The organism is Kitasatospora sp. NPDC052868 (assembly GCF_044547105.1).
Lineage (GTDB): Bacteria > Actinomycetota > Actinomycetes > Streptomycetales > Streptomycetaceae > Kitasatospora.
Genome location: NZ_JBITZW010000025.1, coordinates 1 through 20,545 on the forward strand (window position 1 = coordinate 1; position 20,545 = coordinate 20,545).

16 protein-coding genes are annotated in these 20,545 nt (G+C 71.1%); 4 read left to right on the forward strand and 12 right to left on the reverse strand.

Going from position 1 to position 20,545, the window contains the following annotated elements; all coding sequences use genetic code 11:
* Window positions 1-506: 506 nt before the first annotated feature.
* The 9 genes from ACIGZJ_RS30160 to ACIGZJ_RS30200 form a co-directional block, all read right to left on the reverse strand.
* A complete protein-coding gene (locus tag ACIGZJ_RS30160; RefSeq protein ID WP_392929617.1) occupies window positions 507-2,030 on the reverse strand; it encodes a CoA-acylating methylmalonate-semialdehyde dehydrogenase in 1,524 nt (507 codons plus the stop codon).
* A gap of 209 nt (window positions 2,031-2,239) precedes the next feature.
* Entirely contained in the window at window positions 2,240-3,061 is an 822-nt protein-coding gene (locus tag ACIGZJ_RS30165; RefSeq protein ID WP_396460232.1) for a hypothetical protein, read from the reverse strand.
* A 52-nt stretch (window positions 3,062-3,113) separates the two neighbouring features.
* Window positions 3,114-3,545 carry a hypothetical protein gene (locus tag ACIGZJ_RS30170; protein WP_396460233.1) on the reverse strand — a complete coding sequence of 144 codons (432 nt, stop codon included), beginning with the start codon at window positions 3,543-3,545 and terminating at the stop codon, window positions 3,114-3,116.
* 130 nt (window positions 3,546-3,675) lie between these two features.
* Window positions 3,676-5,070 (reverse strand): NAD(P)/FAD-dependent oxidoreductase, encoded by a 1,395-nt coding sequence (locus ACIGZJ_RS30175; protein WP_392929611.1) that lies wholly within the window; start codon window positions 5,068-5,070, stop codon window positions 3,676-3,678.
* Between the two features lie 146 nt (window positions 5,071-5,216).
* On the reverse strand, window positions 5,217-6,020 hold the full coding sequence (locus tag ACIGZJ_RS30180) for an ABC transporter permease (RefSeq protein WP_396460234.1): 804 nt from the start codon (window positions 6,018-6,020) through the stop codon (window positions 5,217-5,219).
* Window positions 6,020-6,964, reverse strand: coding sequence for an ABC transporter permease (locus ACIGZJ_RS30185; RefSeq protein ID WP_396460235.1), 945 nt, complete (start codon window positions 6,962-6,964; stop codon window positions 6,020-6,022). Before ACIGZJ_RS30185 ends, ACIGZJ_RS30180 begins: the two co-directional genes overlap by 1 nt.
* Complete coding sequence (locus ACIGZJ_RS30190; RefSeq protein WP_396460236.1) at window positions 6,961-8,103, reverse strand: ABC transporter ATP-binding protein; 1,143 nt, start codon at window positions 8,101-8,103, stop codon at window positions 6,961-6,963. Before ACIGZJ_RS30190 ends, ACIGZJ_RS30185 begins: the two co-directional genes overlap by 4 nt.
* Before the next feature lie 37 nt (window positions 8,104-8,140).
* Entirely contained in the window at window positions 8,141-9,394 is a 1,254-nt protein-coding gene (locus ACIGZJ_RS30195) for a PotD/PotF family extracellular solute-binding protein (RefSeq protein WP_396460237.1), read from the reverse strand.
* A gap of 59 nt (window positions 9,395-9,453) precedes the next feature.
* On the reverse strand, window positions 9,454-10,965 hold the full coding sequence (locus ACIGZJ_RS30200; RefSeq protein ID WP_396460238.1) for a gamma-aminobutyraldehyde dehydrogenase: 1,512 nt from the start codon (window positions 10,963-10,965) through the stop codon (window positions 9,454-9,456).
* A gap of 429 nt (window positions 10,966-11,394) precedes the next feature.
* On the opposite strand from ACIGZJ_RS30200, the gene ACIGZJ_RS30205 reads away from it, so the two are divergent.
* Window positions 11,395-13,047 carry a PucR family transcriptional regulator gene (locus ACIGZJ_RS30205; protein ID WP_396460239.1) on the forward strand — a complete coding sequence of 551 codons (1,653 nt, stop codon included), beginning with the start codon at window positions 11,395-11,397 and terminating at the stop codon, window positions 13,045-13,047.
* A 46-nt stretch (window positions 13,048-13,093) separates the two neighbouring features.
* Here ACIGZJ_RS30205 and ACIGZJ_RS30210 read toward each other — a convergent pair whose 3' ends face one another.
* The 3 genes from ACIGZJ_RS30210 to ACIGZJ_RS30220 form a co-directional block, all read right to left on the reverse strand.
* Window positions 13,094-14,293 (reverse strand): spermidine/putrescine ABC transporter substrate-binding protein, encoded by a 1,200-nt coding sequence (locus tag ACIGZJ_RS30210; protein ID WP_396460240.1) that lies wholly within the window; start codon window positions 14,291-14,293, stop codon window positions 13,094-13,096.
* A 66-nt stretch (window positions 14,294-14,359) separates the two neighbouring features.
* A complete protein-coding gene (locus ACIGZJ_RS30215) occupies window positions 14,360-15,718 on the reverse strand; it encodes an aspartate aminotransferase family protein (RefSeq protein ID WP_396460241.1) in 1,359 nt (452 codons plus the stop codon).
* A 219-nt stretch (window positions 15,719-15,937) separates the two neighbouring features.
* Window positions 15,938-17,383 carry a gamma-aminobutyraldehyde dehydrogenase gene (locus ACIGZJ_RS30220; protein ID WP_392929593.1) on the reverse strand — a complete coding sequence of 482 codons (1,446 nt, stop codon included), beginning with the start codon at window positions 17,381-17,383 and terminating at the stop codon, window positions 15,938-15,940.
* Between the two features lie 297 nt (window positions 17,384-17,680).
* Between ACIGZJ_RS30220 and ACIGZJ_RS30225 the strand changes: the two genes are divergently transcribed.
* From ACIGZJ_RS30225 to ACIGZJ_RS30235, 3 genes are all read left to right on the forward strand, one after another.
* Complete coding sequence (locus ACIGZJ_RS30225; RefSeq protein WP_030306695.1) at window positions 17,681-18,154, forward strand: Lrp/AsnC family transcriptional regulator; 474 nt, start codon at window positions 17,681-17,683, stop codon at window positions 18,152-18,154.
* Entirely contained in the window at window positions 18,151-19,545 is a 1,395-nt protein-coding gene (locus ACIGZJ_RS30230) for an aspartate aminotransferase family protein (RefSeq protein WP_387950314.1), read from the forward strand. Before ACIGZJ_RS30225 ends, ACIGZJ_RS30230 begins: the two co-directional genes overlap by 4 nt.
* Before the next feature lie 221 nt (window positions 19,546-19,766).
* Window positions 19,767-20,543, forward strand: coding sequence for an ABC transporter ATP-binding protein (locus ACIGZJ_RS30235; protein ID WP_396460242.1), 777 nt, complete (start codon window positions 19,767-19,769; stop codon window positions 20,541-20,543).
* The last annotated feature ends 2 nt before the right edge of the window (window positions 20,544-20,545 follow it).

Sequence of the window (20,545 nt, forward strand, 5' to 3'; positions counted from 1 at the left end):
GCCCTCCGGGCGCTTCGTTCTTTCGTGTTTCCAGCTTATCAGATGTTTTCCGCTCCGTTTACCGGAGTTTCGCTTCCCTGACTCGCTGTCCTTCGACCTTTCGGCGCTTCCGACTCTACCAGATCGCTCTGCAGTGTCTTTCCGCGCCTCCCGGTCTCAGGAGGCTTTCACCGAACCGACCTGACGGCCTGTCCGACGTTTCCCACTTTAGCCGAGCCCCGCTCCGAAAAGCGAATCCAGCCACAATCCATATAAACGTGCACGCCGAATTCAACCCGAGCCGCGAAGCCGAAAAAGGCAAGACGCGACCCGGCCCGAACCGGGAAGTGGTGTTTCAGAGGATTGGCCGCCCCGGGACCGTCCGCGCAGTGTGCGTGTCCGGTGCTCCCAGCCGAGCGACTAGAGAACACTACGCCCATCGACAGACGGACGCAAACGGAGCGCAAAGAAGCCGGCCGGGCCCTGGGGGGAAGGGTCCGGCCGGCTGCTCATGGTGAGCGGGTGGCTCAGCTGTTGGTCGGGAAGCCGAGGTTGATGCCGCCGTGCGAGGGGTCCAGCCAGCGCTGCGTGACGGCCTTGCCGCGGGTGAAGAACTGCACGCCGTCCGGGCCGTACGCGTGGGCGTCGCCGAACAGCGAGGCCTTCCAGCCGCCGAAGGAGTAGTAGGCGACCGGGACAGGGATCGGCACGTTGATACCGACCATGCCGACCTCCACCTCGTACTGGAAGCGCCGGGCCGCGCCGCCGTCATTGGTGAAGATGGCGGTGCCGTTGCCGTAGGGGTTGGCGTTGATCAGCGCCACGCCCTCCTCGTAGGAGTCGACGCGCACCACCGAGAGCACGGGGCCGAAGATCTCGTCGTTGTAGACGGACATGCCCGGCTTCACGTGGTCGAACAGCGTGGGGCCGAGCCAGAAGCCGTCCGCCGTCGGGGCGCCGTTCCTGTCCTCGGTGGTGATCGGGTGCTTTCGGCCGTCCACGGCGAGCTCGGCGCCGTCGGCGACACCGGACTCGACGTACGAGGTGACCTTGTCCCGGTGCTGGCCGGTGACCAGCGGGCCCATCTCGGAGTCGCCGTTGCAGCCCGGGCCGACCTTCAGCGTGGCCATCCGCTGCTTGATCTTCTCGACCAGCTCGTCGCCGATCGGGTCGACCGCGACCAGCACCGAGATCGCCATGCAGCGCTCGCCGGCCGCACCGAAACCGGCGTTGATGGCGGCGTCGGCGCTGAGGTCCAGGTCCGCGTCGGGCAGGACCAGCATGTGGTTCTTCGCGCCGCCGAGGGCCTGCACGCGCTTGCCGTAGCGGGTACCGGTCTCGTAGACGTACCGGGCGATCGGGGTGGAGCCGACGAAGCTGACCGACTTGATGTCGGGGTGCTCCAGCAGCCGGTCGACGGCGACCTTGTCACCGTGCACGACGTTGAAGACGCCGTCCGGCAGACCGGCCTCCTTCCACAGCTCGGCGAGGAAGTTGGCCGCGGACGGGTCCTTCTCCGAGGGCTTCAGCACGACGGTGTTGCCCGCGGCGATGGCGATCGGGAAGAACCACATCGGGACCATCGCCGGGAAGTTGAACGGCGAGATGATCGCGACCGGGCCGAGCGGCTGGCGGATCGAGTAGACGTCGATGCCGGTCGAGGCCTGCTCGGTGAAGCCGCCCTTGACGAGCTGCGGGATACCGCAGGCGTACTCGACGACCTCCAGGCCGCGGGCGATCTCGCCGAGCGCGTCGGAGTGCACCTTGCCGTGCTCGGCCACGATGATCGCGGCCAGCTCGTCCCGGCGGGCGTTGAGCAGCTCGCGGAAGCTGAAGAGCACGGTGGAGCGCTTGGCGACCGAGGCGTTGCGCCACTCGCCGAACGCCGCGGCGGCCGCGGCCACCGCCTGGTCGACCTCGGCGATCTCGGCGAAGTCGACCTGGCCCGAGACCTGGCCGGTGGCCGGGTCGAAGATGTCACCGCGGCGGGGCGCGGCACCGGCGGTGGCGACCGCCTCGCCGCCGATCCAGTGGATGAGGTGCTTGCTCAAGGTACGTCTTCCTCCGAAGTCCCGGGCGGCGTCCTGCCAGCGGTCCCTTGGGTACGCCGCCCGCGGGTGGGCCGGACGACGGGATCACGGGGCTGCCGCGCTCATCACCCAGTCTGGTCGCCGCCACCGCCCGGCTCAACGAACAGGCTGACGGGGATCGGGGATTCAGCCTTACAGGTCGTCGGGCAGGTACTCCGAACGGGCGAAGCTCAGGCCTCCCCCGCCTCCGGAGCCCCCTCCTCGCCCACCGCGTCGGCGGCCTCGGCCGCCTCCTCCACGTCCTCCAGGTACGGGTCGTGCAGACCGTCGGCGGCCTCCTGAGTCTCCAGCAGGTCCAACCGCAGGTCCTGCGACCAGGCCAGCGCCCACCGTTTCAGCCCGCCGACCGCGCTCCCGGCCAGGCCGCGCGCCCGGAACCGCCCGTCGGCGGCCTCGGCCAGCGTCTCCAGGCGGTCGGCGAGCACGGTGGGCTGGAAGTCCGCGTCCAGGGCGCCGGCCAGCGCGAGCAGCTCGCCCTCCCGGTACAGCGCGGTCAGGGCGTAGACGTCGATCAGGTCCCGCGGCATGCCGCGGTCGGCGAGCAGCGCGGTGGTCAATGCGGCCGCGTCCTCCAGGGCGACGACGGTGACCACCAAGGGCGCCGCTTCGGGTCCTCCACCGAGGTCGACCCGGACCGGCCGGTGACCGAGCGGTTCCTTGCGCAGCTCCACCGCGTGGGTGCGCCCGCCCAGGGTCAGCCGGACGGAGAGCTGCTCCAGCCGCGGGGTGCCCGGCCGCTCCGCGACCCCGCCGCCGGCCGCCCGGTAGGCCGCGGCCAGCTCGTCGGCGGCCCGGGGGAGCTCCGCCCCGCCGCTGGTGACCAGGGTGATCCCGTCCTGGGCGCAGGCCGAGACCCCGTGGGCGCGCAGCGCGTGGCCGCCGGCCAGGGCGAGGCCCAGCCGGTCGCAGACGGGACGGGCCAGCTCGACCAGGCGCAGCTGGGCCGGGCCCGGGCGGAGGGACGCGTCGACGGCGTCCGGGGCGGTGGTCACGCCTCCAGTCTGCCGCGACCGCCCGTCCTCCTGCGCGCCCACGCGGCCGCCGCTACCCCTCGGTGAGCCGGGCCACCGCCTCGTGCAGGGCGAGCTCCAGCATGACGGGATCGTTGAGCCGTCCGGAGCCGTCCGGCGGGACGAGCCAGCGCAGGCCGCGGTTGCGCCGGCCCGGGTGCGGGACGGCGATCCAGGTGCCCTCGCCGGCGCAGCGCACGCCGGTGCCGATCCATCGGGCGGCGGTGCCGACGGGGACGAGGAAGCCGAGGTGCTCGTCCCCTCCGTCGGCGAGCACCGGGCCGCAGGGGCCCGACGCCAGGATGTCGAGGGCCGGCCGGCCGAGGCCCCCGGGTACCGAGAGGACGTCCCAGCGCCGCCCGGCCGGGAGCAGCGCCGGCCCGAAGCCGGTGCGCTCCCACTGCAGCCGGAAGGCCTCCGGATCCGATGCCGCCTGGGCGAGCCAGTGCAGTCCGGTGCTCTCCATGTCGTGTCCCCGTTCCTCAGCGCTGACGCTGGTCGTAGCGCGGCGGGAAACAGAGACCCGCCGTCACCAACGAGAGGCTGACGGCGGGTCTCTCTTACACAACTAGGGCGAGGCCGGTATGTGGGTGGGGTCAGCTGTCGAAGCCCAGGCCCAGCCGGTCGAGCGTGCGCAGCCAGAGGTTGCGGTGGCCGCCGGTGCGGTCGGCGCGCTCCAGCGAGCGGGTGGTGATCTCGATCCCGGCCCAGCGGACCGGCTCGGGCGGGAACGGCAGCGGCTTGGTGCGCACCATCTCCAGCGAGGTGCGCTCGGTGCGCTGTCCGGCCAGCAGGTCGAGCATCACCTCGGCGCCGAACCGCGTGGCGCCGACGCCGAGGCCGGTGTAGCCGGCGGCGTAGGCGACCCGGCCGCGGTAGGCGGTGTCGAAGAACGCCGAGAACCGGGTGCAGGTGTCGATGGCGCCGCCCCAGGCGTGGGTGAAGCGCAGCCCCTCCAGCTGCGGGAAGCAGCGGAAGAAGTTGTGCGCCAGCGTCCGGAAGGTCTCCGGTCGCTGGTCGTACTCGCTGCGGACGTGTCCGCCGTAGTTGTAGACCGCGTCGTAGCCGCCCCAGAGGATGCGGTTGTCGGCGGAGAGCCGGAAGTAGTGGAACTTGTTGGCGCTGTCGCCGAGCCCCTGCCGGTTGCGCCAGCCGATCGCGGCGAGCTGCTCGGCGCTGAGCGGCTCGGTCATCAGCGCGTAGTCGTACACCGGTACGACGTACGGGCGGACCCGCTTGACCAGGGACGGGAACACGTTGGTGCCGAGCGCGACCCGGCGGGCGAAGACCCGGCCGTAGGGGGTGCGGACGGCCATGCCGCTGCCGTACTCGTTCAGGTCCAGGGCCCGGGTGTGCTCGAAGATGCGGACGCCCTGGGCCTGGCAGGCGGCCTTGAGGCCCCAGGCGAGCTTGGCGGGGTGGACCATCGCCACGCCCTCCTTGTCCCAGATCCCGCCGAGGAAGGTCGGTGAGTCGACCTCGGCGCGCAGGGCGTCGCGGTCGAGCACGGTGACGTCAAGGCCGTACTCGGCGACGGCCTCGGCGACCTCGTGCAGCTCGGCGAGCTGGTGGGGCTGGGTGGCGACGTCGATCTCGCCGGTGCGCTCCCACTCGGCGTCGATGCCGTAGCGCTTGAGGGTGGCCTCGATGCCGTCGAGGTTGGCGGCACCGAGGTGTTCCAGCCGGCCGAGTTCGGCGGGCCAGCGCTGCAGGCCGTTGCCGAAGCCGTGGGTCAGGCTGGCCGCGCAGAATCCGCCGTTGCGCCCGGACGCGGCCCAACCCACCTCGTTGCCCTCCACCAGCACGACGTCCAGCGAGGGGTCGCGCTCCTTGGCGATGAGGGCGGTCCAGAGGCCGGAGTAGCCGCCGCCGACGACCAGCAGGTCGCACTTGGCGTCGCCGACCAGGGCGGGCAGCGCCGCCGGCCGGCCCGGGTCCTCCAACCAGAAGGGGGTGGGCCTGGCGTCACTGAGTGCGCGGGCGGAGTCCATGCATTATCAGCCACTTTCTGAACATCGGGGATGGTTTGCCGGTCACCCCCGACGGTACGTCGGGGGTGCGCCGGTCGTGGGTCAGGCGCGGGGCCGGACCCGGTCGAGCGTCGGGCGGACCCGGTCGGCCGCGGGGCGGGCCGGGGTCAGGCGGTGGCCTTCCGGCGGTTGCCCAGCCACTGGCCGCCCACGGTCAGCGCGACCGCGGCGATGAACATCGCGGTGCCGATGACGTTCACCTGCACCGGGATGCCGCGTTGCGAGGCGCCCCAGACGAACATCGGGAAGGTGACCGTGGTCGGGCCCGAGTTGAACTGGGTGATGATGAAGTCGTCGAAGGAGAGCGCGAAGCTGAGCAGCGCGCCGGCCGCGATGCCGGGGGCGGCGAGCGGCAGGGTGACCCGCAGGAAGGTCTGGACCGGGGTTGCGTAGAGGTCCTGGGCGGCCTGTTCGAGCCTCGGGTCCATGCTCATCACGCGGGCCTTGACCGCCGTCACCACGAAGCTGAGGCAGAACATGATGTGCGCGATGAGGATGGTGGTGAAGCCGAACGGGATGCGCATGTTGAGGAAGAGCGTGCCGAGCGAGGCGGCCATCACCACCTCGGGCATCGCCATCGGCAGGAAGATCATCGCGGTGGTGGCGGCGCGGCCGCGGAAGCGGTAGCGGGCCAGCGCGAAGGCGACCATGGTGCCGAGCACGGTGGCACCGATGGTGGCGAGCACCGCGACCTGGAGGCTCAGCGAGAGCGACTGGCACATGTCGGCCACACCGCACGGGTTGGTCCAGGCGTCGGTGGAGAACTCGGACCACTCGTAGTTGAACTTGCCGACCGGCTTGTTGAACGAGAAGGCGAGCACCACCAGGTTGGGCAGCACCAGGTAGGCCAGGGCCAGCAGGCCGGCCAGCACCACCAGGTGCGCGCGGATCCACTTGATCACTCGGGACATCAGACCAGTTCCTCCGTCCCGGCCTTGCGCATGTAGACCGTCACCATGCCCAGGATCAGGGCCATCAGGATGAAGCTCAGGGCGGCTGCCGTGGGGTAGTCGAGCACGTTCAGGAACTGCTTCTGGATGCCGTTGCCGACCATCTGCTCGCTCGGCGAGCCCAGCAGCTGCGCGTTGATGTAGTCGCCGGAGGCGGGGATGAAGGTGAGCAGCGTGCCCGCGACCACGCCGGGCAGCGAGATCGGGAAGGTCACCTTGCGGAAGGTGGTGAACGGGCGGGCGTAGAGGTCGCCGGCCGCCTCGTGCAGGCGCGGGTCGATCCGCTCCAGCGAGGTGTACAGCGGCAGGATCATGAACGGCAGGAAGTTGTAGGTCAGGCCGCAGACCACGGCGAGCGGCGTGGCCAGCACCCGGTCGCCGGAGGTGAGGCCGATCGCGCTGGTGACGTCCAGGACGTGCAGCGTGTTGAGCACGCCGACCACCGGGCCGCCGTCGGAGAGGATCGTCTTCCAGGCCAGCGTGCGGATCAGGAAGCTGGTGAAGAACGGCGCGATCACCAGGATCAGGATGACGTTGCGCCAGCGCTTGCTCGCCTTGAAGGCGATCGTGTAGGCGAGCGGGTAGCCGATCGCCAGGCACATCACGGTCGCGGTGGCGGCGTAGCCGAACGAGCGGACGAAGTGCCAGCGGTACTCGACCAGGGCGTCCCAGTAGGTGGCGAAGTGCCAGGTGACCCGGAAGCCCTCCTCCAGCGTGCCGGTCTGCAGCGAGGTCGAGCCCTGGTAGACCATCGGCACGGCGAAGAAGACGACGAGCCAGGCGATGCCGGGCAGCAGCAGCCAGTACGGGGTGAGCTTGCGCCGGGGCTTCGGGGCCGGCTCGGCGGGCGCGCTCCCGTCCGGGGGTACGGCCTGCGGCGGAGCCGCCGCGGTGGTGGTGGTCACGCCGCCTCCTCCCCGGTGCCCGCGTCGATCGCCTGGGAGGCGTCGAGGGCGAAGGAGTGGGCCGGGTTCCAGTGCAGGACGACCGGGGCGCCGGCGGTGATCCGGGCGTCGCGCTCCATGTTCTGCTCAAAGACCGCCACCTCCTGGCCGCCCTCGATGCGCACCAGGTACTGGGTGGAGACGCCGATGAAGCTGGAGTCGAGGACGGTGCCGGCCAGCCGGTTGCGGCCGTCGGCGACCTCGGCGGAGGCGTGCTCGATGGTGATCTTCTCCGGGCGCACCCCAAGGTGGACCTTGGTGGCGTCGGTGGCGCACCGCGCCTTGGGCACGGCCAGCCGGGCCCCGGCCGCGGTGAGCAGCAGGTCGCCGCCCTGGCTGCCGGTGACGTCCGCGGGCAGCAGGTTGGACTGGCCGAGGAAGTTGGCCACGAAGGTGGTGGCGGGGTTCTCGTAGAGGTCGGCGGGCGCACCGAGCTGCTCGACCCGGCCGCCGTTCATCACCGCGATGGTGTCGGCCATGGTCATGGCCTCCTCCTGGTCGTGGGTGACGTGCACGAAGGTGATGCCGACCTCGGTCTGGATGCGCTTGAGCTCCAGCTGCATCTGGCGGCGGAGCTTGAGGTCGAGCGCGCCGAGCGGCTCGTCCAGCAGCAGCACCTGCGGGTGGTTGATCAGGGCGCGGGCGACGGCGACGCGCTGCTGCTGGCCGCCGGAGAGCTGGTGCGGCTTGCGCCGGGCGTACTGGCCGAGTTCGACCAGCTCCAGCATCTCGTCGACCTGCTTCTTGACGTCCTTGCGGCCGCGCCTGCGCAGGCCGAAGGCGACGTTCTCGAAGATGTCGAGGTGCGGGAAGAGCGCGTAGCTCTGGAAGACGGTGTTCACCGGCCGCTTGTACGGGGGCAGTGCGGTGACGTCCTGGCCGCCGATCAGGACGGTGCCGCTGGTGGGCTCCTCCAGGCCGGCGATCATGCGCAGGGTGGTGGTCTTGCCGCAGCCGGAGGCGCCGAGCAGGGCGAAGAAGGACCCCTGGGGGACGGTCAGGTCGAGTGGGTGCACGGCGGTGAAGGAGCCGTAGGTCTTGCCTATGCCGGTGAGGCGGACGTCGCCGCCCGCGGCCGGGTCGCGCAGCTGGTCTGTCATAGCGGTGTCTCTCTGGGGTCTCTGCCGTCAGTGGGGGTCAGGCGCCGATGAGCTTGGAGAACTTCTCCTCGAAGGCGCTCTCCTCGGTCTCGGTGAGGGTGCGGAACACGTGCGCCTTGGACGCCATCGCGGGGGTGGGGACGACCAGGGGGTTGGCCGCGGTGTCCGGGTCGAGGACGGTGAGCTCCTCCGCCATCCCGGTGACGGCCGAGACGAAGCCGATCCCCGCGACCAGCTGCGCCGCGATCTTCGGCTGATAGTAGAAGTCGATCAGCTTTTCCGCGTTCGCCTTGTGCTGCGCCTTGGCCGGAACGAGCAGGTTGTCGGTCGAGGTGACAAAGCCCTTCTCCGGTATGACGAACTCGATGTCCGGGTTGTCGGCGCGCAGTTGGATCAGGTCGCCGCCCCAGGCCACACAGGCGGCGATGTCGCCGGAGGACAGCTCCTGGCCGTAGTCGTTGCCGGTGAAGCGGCGGATCTGCTTGTTGTCCACGGCCTTCTGCAGCCGGGCGATCGCGGCGTCGTAGTCGTCGGCGGTGAACTTCGCCGGGTCCTTGCCCATGTCGAGCAGGGTGATGCCGATGCTGTCGCGCATCTCGGAGAGGAAGGTGACCCGGCCCTTGAGGTCGGGGTCGTCCAGCAGCTGGGAGACGCTGGTGACCTCCTTTCCCTTGGTGGCCTTGCGGTTGTAGGCGATCACCACCTGGATGCCGGCCCAGGGGTAGGTGTAGAGCCGGCCCGGGTCCCAGTCGGGGGCGCGAAAGCGGGAGTCGATCGTGGTGATCGCGGTGGTGACGTTGGCCGGGTTGAGCTTCTGTGCCCAGCCGAGCCGGATCATCCGGGCGGCCATCCAGTCGGTGAGCACCATCAGGTCGCGGCCGGTGTCCTGGCCGGCCGCGAGCTGTGGCTTGACCTTGCCGAAGAACTCGACGTTGTCGTTGACGTCCTCGGTGTACCGGACCTTGATGCCGGTGGCCTCGGTGAAGGCCTCCAGGGTGCCGTGCTTCTCCGCGTCCTTCTCGTCGGTGTCGACGTAGAGCGGCCAGTTGGAGAAGTTGACCTCCTTCTCGCTGTCGGAGAGGTCCTTGGCCGCGTTCGCGGTCGAGTCGCCCGTCCCGGCGGTCTTCGCCGCCGGGATGCCGCAGGCGGCCAGGGTGCCGACCCCTGCGGTGAGGGCGGCGGCGCGCAGCAGGGTCCGGCGGCCGAGTGCGGCCCGGCCGCTGGTCAGGCTGCGTTCCCAGGCCTTGCGGACCGGTTCCGACAGACCGTCGGTGAGCTCGTTGAACGCCATGGAACGGGCCTCCTGGGGGCGAGAGGTCGGGACGGGGCGCCGGGGGTGCGCCCCGAGGGTTATCTGTCTCCGAAGACGGTGCGGTGCCAGTCCTTGCGGGCCACCGCGGTGGTGTCGAACATGACGTGCTTGACCTGGGTGTACTCGTCCAGCGAGTACTGCGACATGTCCTTGCCGTAGCCGGAGGACTTGTAGCCGCCGTGCGGCATCTCGCTGATGATCGGGATGTGGTCGTTGATCCAGACGCAGCCCGCCGCGAGTTCGCGGGTGGCCCGCAGCGAGCGGTGCACGTTGCCGGTCCAGGCGGAGGCGGCCAGGCCGTAGGGGGTGTCGTTGGCCAGCCGCAGGCCCTCGTCGTCGCCGTCGAAGGGCAGCACGACCAGGACCGGGCCGAAGATCTCGCCCTGGACCACCTCGCTGTCCTGGGCGGCGCCGGTGATCAGGGTCGGCAGGTAGTAGGCGCCGGGGGTGAGGTCGGTGCCGTCGTGGCCCTTCTCGGGGGCGCGGCCGCCGGTGACCACGGTGGCGTACCCGCGGGCGCGCTCGACGAAGCCGGCCACCCGGTCGCGGTGGGCGTGTGAGACCAGCGGGCCGAGGTCGGTCCGCGGGTTCAGCGGGTCGCCGAGGCGGATCGCGCCGAACAGCTCGGCGACACCGGCCACGAAGGCCTCGTACAGCGGGCGCTGGACGTAGGCGCGGGTGGCGGCGGTGCAGTCCTGGCCGGCGTTGATCAGCGAGGCGGCGACCGCGCCGTGCACGGCGGCGTCCAGGTCCGCGTCGTCGAAGACCACGAAGGGGGCCTTGCCGCCGAGTTCCAGGTGGGTGCGCTTGACGGTCGCGGTGGCGAGTTCGGCGACCCGCCTGCCGACCGGGGTGGAGCCGGTGAAGGAGACCATCGCGACGTCCGGGTGGGAGACCAGTCGCTCCCCCGCGGTGCGCCCGGCGCCGGTGACGACGTTCACCACGCCGTCCGGGATGCCCGCCGCGGTGCAGGCGCGGGCGAACATCAGCGAGGTCAGCGGCGTCAGCTCGGCCGGCTTGAGGACGATGGTGTTGCCCGCCGCGATCGCCGGGAGGATCTTCCAGGCGGCCATCTGCAGCGGGTAGTTCCACGGCGAGATCGAGCCGACCACGCCGATCGCCTCGCGGCGCACGTAGGAGGTGTGGTCGCCGGAGTACTCGCCGGCCGCCTTGCCCTCCAGGTTGCGGGCCGCGCCGGCGAAGAACGCGGCGTTGTCGATGGTGCCGGGGACGTCGAACTCGGTGGCGAGCTTGACCGGCTTGCCGGTCTGCGAGGTCTCCACCCGGGCGAGGTCCCCGGCGGCGTCGGTGAGGACGGCGGCCAGCCGGGTCAGCGCCTCGGAGCGGGCGCCGGGGGTGGCGCCGGCCCACTCGGGCAGCGCGGCCCGGGCGGCGGCCACCGCCGCGTCGACCTCGCCGGTGGAGGCCAGGGTGATCCGCTCGACCACGCTGCCGTCGGCCGGGTTGACGACCTGGAAGGGATCACCGCTGCCCCGGCTCTGCCGGCCCGCGATGTACTGCGCGCCCGCACCGAAGTCGGTCAGGTCCATCTGGTTCCTCCATGTGCCCGGTGGTTCGACTGCCCGCATGGCGTGCTGATCGGTTGATCCCCGTCATGCTGCACGCGCCGGCGGGCGAGGGCCCGTACCGGCCTCGTACGACTGGTCGAGTCGCCGTGCCTGCGGTACGGGGTAATCCGGCCCGGTCGATCACCGAGGTGCGCGATCCTGGCAGGCCCGCGGAGGCCCGGCAAGGGATTCCGCGGGTGCTTTCCGGTGACGCGACGGATTCCGACGGTGATGCCCGTGTTTCGCCACAGCCGACCCGCTGACCATGCCCGCTGCCGGATGCGCGTGACAAGGGTCACTCCGCCAACCTCGGCGCAAAGGGCCTTACAGGGTGGAAGGGTTCGGGCAGGGCAACAGGTCGTCGCCGGGAGGGATGATTTACCTGACACTCTGAACCCTGGAGGCCCTGCGATGCTCCCCACCGTCGCCCGCGTTCTCGATCTCGAGGTGATGCGGCGCGGCCTGCCCCAGGTGGTCGCCGGCGCCGAGCACCTGGAGCGCCCGGTCCGCTGGGTCCACGTCAGCGAACTGCCCGACGTCGCCGGCATGCTCCAGGGCGGCGAGCTGGTGCTGACCACCGGCATCGCGCTGCCCGAGGACCGCGAGGGGCTGGCCCGGTACGTCCGCGAGCTGGCCGAGGTGGGTGTGGCCGGCCTGGTCATCGAGTTCGGCCGGCGCTACTTCGACTCGCTCCCCCGCGCCCTGGTGCACGCCGCCGAGCAGCGCGGACTGCCGCTGATCGCCCTCCGCCGCGAGCTGCGCTTCGTCGCCGTCACCGAGGCCGTGCACGCCCTGGTGGTCAACGCCCAGCTGGAGCAGCTGCGCGCCTCGGAGGCCGTCCACCAGGTGTTCAACGAGCTGGTGGTGGAGGGCGCCGAACCCGCCGAGGTGGTCCGGCAGGTGGCCCGGATGGCCGGCGCACCCGTCGTGCTGGAGAACCTCGCCCACCAGGTGCTGGCCCATGACACCGCCGGGCGCCCCGAGACCGAGCTGCTGGAGGACTGGGAGCGCCGCTCGCGCGGGGTCCGCCCCGCCGGACGCACCGGGCACGACCCGCGCAGCGGCTGGCTGGTGACCACGGTCGGCGCACGCGGCCAGGACTGGGGGCGGCTCGTCCTGGTCCAGGACCCGGCCGTCCTGCCGAACGGCGAGAGCCACCCGCACGCGATGCTGCTGGAGCGCGGCGCCTCCGCCCTGGCGCTCAACCGGCTGGTGGTCCGCGACCGGGAGAGCCTGGAACGCCAGACCCACCGCACCCTGCTCTCCGGCATCCTCACCCATGCGCTGACCGTCTCCGAGGTGGCCCTGCGCGCCCAGGCGCTCGGCGTCCCGCTGGAGGGCCGGCGGCTGGTCGGGGTGGTGCTGCGCCAGCGGCGCGGACCGATCCCGGCCGCGCTGGAGGCCCAGGCCCGGCTGCGCGACTTCACCGAGCTGGCGGCCGGAGCGATCCGCGGCTGCCGGCTCTCCGCGCTGGTCGGCGCACTGGACGACGAGGGCGTGGGGGTGCTGATCGCGCTCGGCGCCCAGCAGGACGAGCACGCCGCGCTCGACTCCTTCTCCGCCGCGCTGCGCCGGCTGATGACGGAGGCCCACCGGGACGCCGGTCCCGCGCCCGCACCGGTGGTCGCGGCCGGCTCCTCCGTCGGCTCGGTCCGCGACGCCCGGCGCACCCTGCTGGAGGCCACCCAGGTCGCCGACGCCGCCCTGCACGACGCCCCCGGCGGCCGCGCCGCCGCCTACTACCGGCTGCCCGACGTCCGGCTCCGCGGTCTGCTGCACCTGCTGCGCGACGACGCCCGGCTGCAGACCTACGTCGAACGGGAGCTCGGCCCGCTGCTCGCCTACGACGCCGAGCACAACAGCCAGTTGGTGCAGATGCTGCGGATCTACCTGGAGCAGGGCCGGAACAAGTCCGCGGCGGCCGATGCCGCGCACCTGTCCCGGCCCTCGTTCTACGACCGGCTGCACAAGGTCGAGCGGATCCTCGGCGTCGACCTCGACCAGGTGGAGTCCTGTCTCTCCCTGCACGTCGCGCTGCTCGCCCTGGACGCCGTCCGGCGGTAGGCCGCCCGGACGCCCCCGGGGAGGCCGGGCCGGGCTGGCGCTCCCGCTACACCCCGGTGATCCGCCCCCAGACCTTGTGCAGGTCGGGCCGCTCGGCGGAGGTGACATCGCGCATGGTGTGCAGCCGGGCCCGCATCTCCTCGGTCGGGAAGAGCAGCGGGTGCTCGGCCAGCTCGGCCTTCTCCTTGTCCCCGCTCGCCGCCAGCACCTCGCGGGCCGCGGGCACCGGGCAGATGTACTGCACGGCGGCGGCCAGCTCGGCGGCCACCTCGGGCTGGTAGTAGTGGTCGACCAGCAGCTCGGCGTTGCGCTTGTGGCCGGCCCGGTTGGGGATCAGCAGGCTCTCCGCCCACAGCTCGCCGCCCTCCTCGGGCACCACGAACTCGATGTCCGGGTTCTCCGCGGTCAGCTGGACGGCATCGCCCGAGTAGGCCTGGCAGGCGATCGCGGCGCCGGAGGCCAGGTCGCTGGTGTAGTCGTTGCCGGTGAACCGGCGGATGTGCCGGGAGTCCACCAGCTTCTGCACCAGGTCCATCGCGCGGTGCGCGTCGTCCGAGGTGAAGGCCGCGAGGTCGGCGCCGTGCGCGAGCATCAGCAGGCCGAGCGCCTCGTCCAGCCCGGCGAACAGGGTGACCCGGCCCTTGAGGTCCGGTGCCCAGAGGTCGGCGGTGGTCCTGATCTCGCGCCCGAGCTCCTTGCGGTTGTACGCGATCCCGGTGATCCCGGACTGCCACGGCACGCTGCGCCGGCGGCCGGGGTCGAACGCCGGGTCCGCGAGCTGCGGGTCCAGCTGGGCCGCGACGTTGGGCATCCCTGCCCGGTCCATGGTCTGCACCCAGCCGAGCGAGACGTACCGGCCGGCCATCCAGTCGCTGACCACCATCAGGTCGCGGCCGGGGTCGGTGCCCTGGGTGAGGACCGGGCCGATCTTCCCGAAGAACTCGTCGTTGTCGTTGATGTCCTCGGTGTAGGTGACCTTGATCCCGGTCCGCTCGGTGAAGGCGTCCAGGGTCGGTCGCCGACCGCTGTCGTCGACGTCGATGTACTGGGTCCAGTTGGAGAAGGCCAGCCGCCGCTCGTGTTCCGAGCGGTCCGGCGCCGAGCGGCGGTCCTCGGCGACGTACGCGGACGGGATGCCGCAGCCGCTCAGGGTGCCGACGCCGAGCAGCCCGGCGGCACCGAGCACCGCCCGACGGCTCGGCCGGCGGTGGCGGGTGGGACGGCGGGTCAGGGTGGTGCTGGACATACGGGGATCCTCCGGAGCGTGGACGGCCCCGGGCGCACGGGCACCCGGGGCCGTCCTGTCGGTACGTCAGACGGTGTGCGCGTCGGTCAGCGACAGCACCTCGTCGAGTACCGCGAGGCCGGTCTTGGCCTCCTCCTCGGTGACCGTGCACGGCGGGACGACGTGGAAGCGGTTCATGTTGACGAACGGCCAGAGCCCGCGCTGCTTGCAGGCGGCGGCCAGTTCGGCCATCGGCGCGTTGGCGGCGCCCGCCGCGTTGTACGGCACCAGCGGCTCGCGGGTGGCGCGGTCCTTCACCAGGTCCAGCGCCCAGAACACGCCGAGGCCGCGGACCTCGCCGATCGACGGGTGGCGCTCGGCCAGCTCGCGCAGACCGGGGCCGATCACGGTCTCGCCGATGTGCCGGGCGTTCTCGACGATGCCCTCCTCCGCCATCGTGTTGATGGTGGCGACGGCCGAGGCGCAGGCCAGCGGGTGGCCGGAGTAGGTGAGCCCGCCGGGGAACGGCCGCTCGGCGAAGTCGGCGGCGATCTTCGCACTGATCGCCACCCCGCCCAGCGGGACGTAGCCGGAGTTGACGCCCTTGGCGAAGGTGAGCAGGTCGGGCGTGACACCCCAGTGGTCGGCGGCGAACCACTCGCCGGTGCGGCCGAATCCGGCCATCACCTCGTCCAGGATGAAGACGATGCCGTAGCGGTCGCAGATCTCGCGCACCCCGGCCAGGTAGCCCGGCGGCGGGATCAGGATGCCCGCGGTGCCGACCACGGTCTCCAGGATGATCGCCGCGATGGTGCCCGGCCCCTCGAACGCGATCACCTGCTCCAGGTGCTCCAGCGCGCGCTCGCACTCCTGCGCCTCGCTCTCGGCGTGGAAGTTGGAGCGGTAGGCGTACGGTCCCCAGAAGTGGACGACGCCGGAGACACCGGTCTCGTTGGCCCAGCGGCGCGGGTCGCCGGTGAGGGCGATCGCGTTGGCGGTGGCGCCGTGGTACGAGCGGTAGGTCGACATGATCTTCTGCCGACCGGTGTGCAGCCGGGCCATCCGGATGGCGTTCTCGTTGGCCTCGGCGCCGCCGTTGGTGAAGAAGATCTTGTCGAGGTCGCCGGGCGTGCGCTCGGCGATCAGCCGCGCGGCCTCGCTGCGCGACTCGACCGCGAAGCCGGGCGCGATGGTGCAGAGCTTCGCCGCCTGCTCCTGGATCGCGGCGACCACCTTCGGGTGCTGGTGCCCGATGTTGGTGTTCACCAGCTGCGACGAGAAGTCGAGGTAGCGGTTGCCGTCGTAGTCCCAGAAGTACGAGCCCTCGGCGCCGGCCACCGCGAGGGGGTCGATCAGCGCCTGGGCGGACCACGAGTGGAAGACGTGCGCGCGGTCGGCGGCCTTGACCGCCTGTCCGGCGGCTGAGTCAGCGGTGGGGATGCTCATGCCGGTAAGGCTAGGGAGTCCCACCCGCGAAATGCAGGTTCATCTTGTCAGGCGGTCACGCGAACGGCCGACAGGGTGACAAGACACAGGGCCCGGGTCGAGAAGACCCGGGCCCATTGTCAGATCACACGATCCTCGGACGATCGATCAGATCGCAGACATCCTGCGCTGAACGGCCACGACCTGGAAAGCGGTCATCCTGCGCTGAACGGTCACGACCTAGAAAGCGGTCATGACGTGCTTCACGCGGGTGTAGTCCTCGAAGCCGTAGGAGGAGAGGTCCTTGCCGTAGCCGGACTTCTTGAAGCCGCCGTGCGGCATCTCGGCGACCAGCGGGATGTGGGTGTTGATCCAGACGCAGCCGAAGTCCAGCAGGCGCGACATCCGCATGGCGCGGGCGTGGTCCTTGGTCCACACCGAGGAGGCCAGCGCGTACTCGACGCCGTTGGCGTAGCCGACGGCCTGCTCCTCGTCGGAGAACTTCTGCACGGTGATGACCGGGCCGAAGACCTCGTTCTGGATGATCTCGTCGTCCTGGTTCAGGCCGGAGACGACGGTCGGGGCGTAGAAGTAGCCCTTGTCGCCGACCCGGTGGCCGCCGGCCTCGACCTTGGCGTGCGCCGGCAGCCGCTCGATGAAGCCGGTGACCTGCTGCAGCTGGTTGGCGTTGTTCAGCGGGCCGTAGAGCACGTCCTCGTCGTCCACGCCACCGGTCTTGGTCTCGGCGGCGGCCTTGGCCAGCGCCTCCACGAAGGCGTCGTGGATCGACTCGTGCACCAGCACGCGGGTGGCGGCGGTGCAGTCCTGGCCCGCGTTGAAGAAACCGGCCACCGAGATGCCCTCGACCGCCTCGGCGATGTCGGCGTCCTCGAAGACCACGACCGGGGCCTTGCCGCCCAGCTCCAGGTGGACGCGCTTGACGTCCTTGGCGGCGGACTCGGCCACCGAGATGCCGGCGCGCACCGAACCGGTGATGGAGGCCATCGCCGGGGTGGGGTGCTCGACCATGGCCTTGCCGGTCTCGCGGTCGCCGCAGATCACGTTGAAGACGCCGGCCGGCAGGTCCAGCTCCTTGAGCACGCCGCCGATGATGTCGGCGAGCAGCACGGTGGAGGCCGGGGTGGTGTCCGAGGGCTTGAGCACGACGGTGTTGCCGGCGGCGATGGCCGGGGCGAACTTCCAGACGGCCATCATCATCGGGTAGTTCCACGGCGCGACCTGGGCGCAGACGCCGACCGGCTCGCGGCGGACGATCGAGGTCATCCCGTCCATGTACTCACCGGCGGCCTTGCCCTCCAGCAGGCGGGCGGCACCGGCGAAGAAGCGGATCTGGTCCACCATCGGGCCGATCTCCTCGGAGAGGGTCAGCGCCCGCGGCTTGCCGGTGTTGCGGACCTCGGTGTCGACGATCTCGTCGGCACGCGCCTCGACCGCGTCCGCGATCTTGAGGAGCAGCTTCTGCCGGGTGCTGGGGGTGGCGTCGCGCCAGGCCGGGAACGCGGCGGCGGCGGCGGCCATGGCGGCGTCGACGTCGGAGGCGCCGGAAAGCGGGGACGTCGCGTAGACCTCGCCGGTGGTGGGGTCCACGATGTCGAGCGTGCGGCCGTCCGCCGCATCGACGAACTCACCGTTGATGTAGTTGCGCAGCGTGCGAAGGTCGCTCACGGTCTCTCCTCGGTCTGGGCCTGCGGCGTTGCAGAATCCGGCGCCATGGTACGTCGGCAGGTCCGCCGGACGAAGGGCGCCGAGTGGCCGGGCCCGGTGTGGCGCGGTCCACTGTTGGCGGAACGCGCGCTCCGCAGCGGGGGTGCGCGCGTACCTTGCCAGGGTAGCCGGAGAACTGCCGGTATCGACAGGCCGAGCAACGAAGAGCGATGAAATCCGCATGGGATTTCCAAGATCACGACGAAATCAGCAGCATCCGCGCTTGCGAACAGGGGAACGATCAGGCACAGTTGCGGCGTGGCCAACCGCGACCGGAACGCCAGCGTTCCCCTCGACGCCGCCTCCAAGGCGATCATCGAGCAGCTCCAGGAGGACGGGCGCCGCCCGTACGCAGCCATCGGCAAGGCCGTCGGCCTGTCCGAGGCGGCCGTACGACAGCGCGTCCAGAAGCTGCTCGACCAAGGCGTGATGCAGATCGTCGCCGTCACGGACCCGCTCACCGTCGGCTTCACCCGCCAGGCGATGGTCGGAATCCGCGTCGAAGGCGACATCGAGCCCGTCGCCGACGCGCTGGCCGCCCTCGACGAGGTCGACTACGTCGTCTGCACCGCAGGCTCGTTCGACCTCCTGGCCGAACTGGTCTGCGAGGACGACGAGCACCTGCTCGAAATGATCAACAAGCGCATCCGCGCGCTTCCCGGCGTGCGGAGCACCGAGAGCTTCGTTTACCTGAAGCTCCGGAAACAGACCTACACCTGGGGCACCCGATGACAGCCGACCCGGCGCAGAAGGACCTTTCCAAGACCGCCTACGACCACCTGTGGATGCACTTCACCCGCATGTCGTCGTACGAGAACTCCCCCGTGCCGACGATCGTCAAGGGCGAGGGCACCTACGTCTGGGACGACAAGGGCCGCAAGTACCTCGACGGCCTCGCCGGCCTGTTCGTCGTCCAGGCCGGTCACGGCCGCGAGGAGCTCGCCGAGGCCGCTGCCAAGCAGGCCAAGGAGCTCGCCTTCTTCCCGGTGTGGAGCTACGCCCACCCGAAGGCCGTCGAGCTGGCCGAGCGCCTGGCCAACTACGCCCCGGGCGACCTGAACAAGGTCTTCTTCTCCACCGGTGGCGGCGAGGCGGTCGAGACCGCCTGGAAGCTTGCCAAGCAGTACTTCAAGCTGACCGGCAAGCCGACCAAGTACAAGGTCATCTCGCGTGCGGTCGCCTACCACGGCACCCCGCAGGGCGCCCTGTCGATCACCGGCCTGCCGGGCCTGAAGGCCCCGTTCGAGCCGCTGGTGCCGGGCACCCACAAGGCCCCGAACACCAACATCTACCGCGCCCCGGCCTTCCTGGCCGGCCCCGACGGCACGGTCGACCCCGAGGCCTACGGCCGCTGGTGCGCCGACGAGATCGAGGTGGCCATCCTCAACGAGGGCGCCGAGACCGTCGCCGCCGTCTTCGTCGAGCCGGTCCAGAACGCCGGCGGCTGCTTCCCGCCGCCGCCCGGGTACTTCCAGCGCCTGCGCGAGATCTGCGACCGCCACGACGTGCTGCTGGTCTCGGACGAGGTCATCTGCGCCTTCGGCCGCCTGGGCACCATGTTCGGCGCCGACAAGTTCGGCTACCAGCCCGACATGATCACCTGCGCCAAGGGCATGACCTCGGGCTACTCCCCGATCGGCGCCACGATCATCTCGGACCGCCTCGCCGAGCCGTTCTACAAGGGTGACAACACCTTCCTGCACGGCTACACCTTCGGCGGCCACCCGGTCTCCTCCGCGGTGGCGCTGGCCAACCTCGACATCTTCGAGCGCGAGGGCCTGAACCAGCACGTCCTGGACAACGAGGCGAACTTCCTCGGCACCCTGGACAAGCTCCGCGACCTGCCGATCGTCGGCGACGTCCGCGGCAACGGGTACTTCTACGGCATCGAGCTCGTGAAGGACAAGGTCACCAAGGAGTCGTTCAACGACGACGAGGTCGAGCGCGTGCTCTACGGCTTCCTGTCGAAGGCGCTGTTCGACAACGGCCTGTACTGCCGCGCCGACGACCGTGGCGACCCGGTCATCCAGCTGGCCCCGCCGCTGATCTCCGACCAGTCGACCTTCGACGAGATCGAGCAGATCCTGCGGACCAGCCTCACCGACGCGTGGGCGAAGATCTGACCACCTGATCCTTCTTCCCCACCCTCCGCCTATGGGCGGTCCCGCTTCGCGCGGGACCGCCCATAGGTGTTTTTCCGCTGATCTCCCCGGTCCTGGCGATCAAACACGCCTGATTACGGGTGATTTGCCCTTGATGGACCAGTGCGCCGCAACCGCGCCCGGTCCCGATCGTTCTAATCTGACGACTGTCATATCCCTGCGGCCACCCAGGATGGAACCTCATGTCAGCGGCCCCGCCTGACAACGACGTGCTGTGGGCCCGGGGGATCGTCAAGTCCCATCACGGCACCCCCGCCCTGCGCGGCGTCTCGCTCGGCGTCCGGGAGGGCGAGGTACTGGCCGTCACCGGCCCGCGCGGCTCCGGCAAGAGCACCCTGCTCGGCTGCCTCTCCGCCCACCTCCCGGTCGACGAGGGGGAGGTCTGGTTCAACAGCGCCCCGGTGCACACGCTGGGCCGCTCCGGCCGCGAGCGGCTGCGCCGCGACCGCTTCGGCTTCGTCGGCTCCGAACCGCACCTGGTACCCGAGCTGACCGCCCGGGAGAACGTCGCCCTCCCCCTGCTGCTGGCCGGCGCCGGCAGCAAGGCCGCGTACACCGCCGCCGACGAGTGGCTGGACCGCCTCGACGTCGGCGCGATCGCCAAGCAGCGGCCCGAGCGGCTCGTCCAGAGCCAGCGCCAGCGGATCGCCGTCGCCCGCGCGCTCGCCCCGCTGCCGCCGGTCGTCTTCGCCGACGACCCCACCGCGCCGCTGCACCGCGAGGCCGCCGACCAGGTCCTGCGGATACTGACCAGCGCGGCGCGCTCGCACCAGCTCACCCTCGTCCTCGCGACCCACGACCCCGAGCTCGTCCGGTTCGCCGACCGCTCCGTCGCCCTCCTCGACGGACGGCTCACCGCCCCCGCCGCCCCCGTCCCGCGCGGCCTCCCCGGCGGCGCCGGGGCCGCCGGCACGCCGGGATCGGTCGGAGCGTCCGCCGTGTCGGCCCGGCGCCGCTGAAA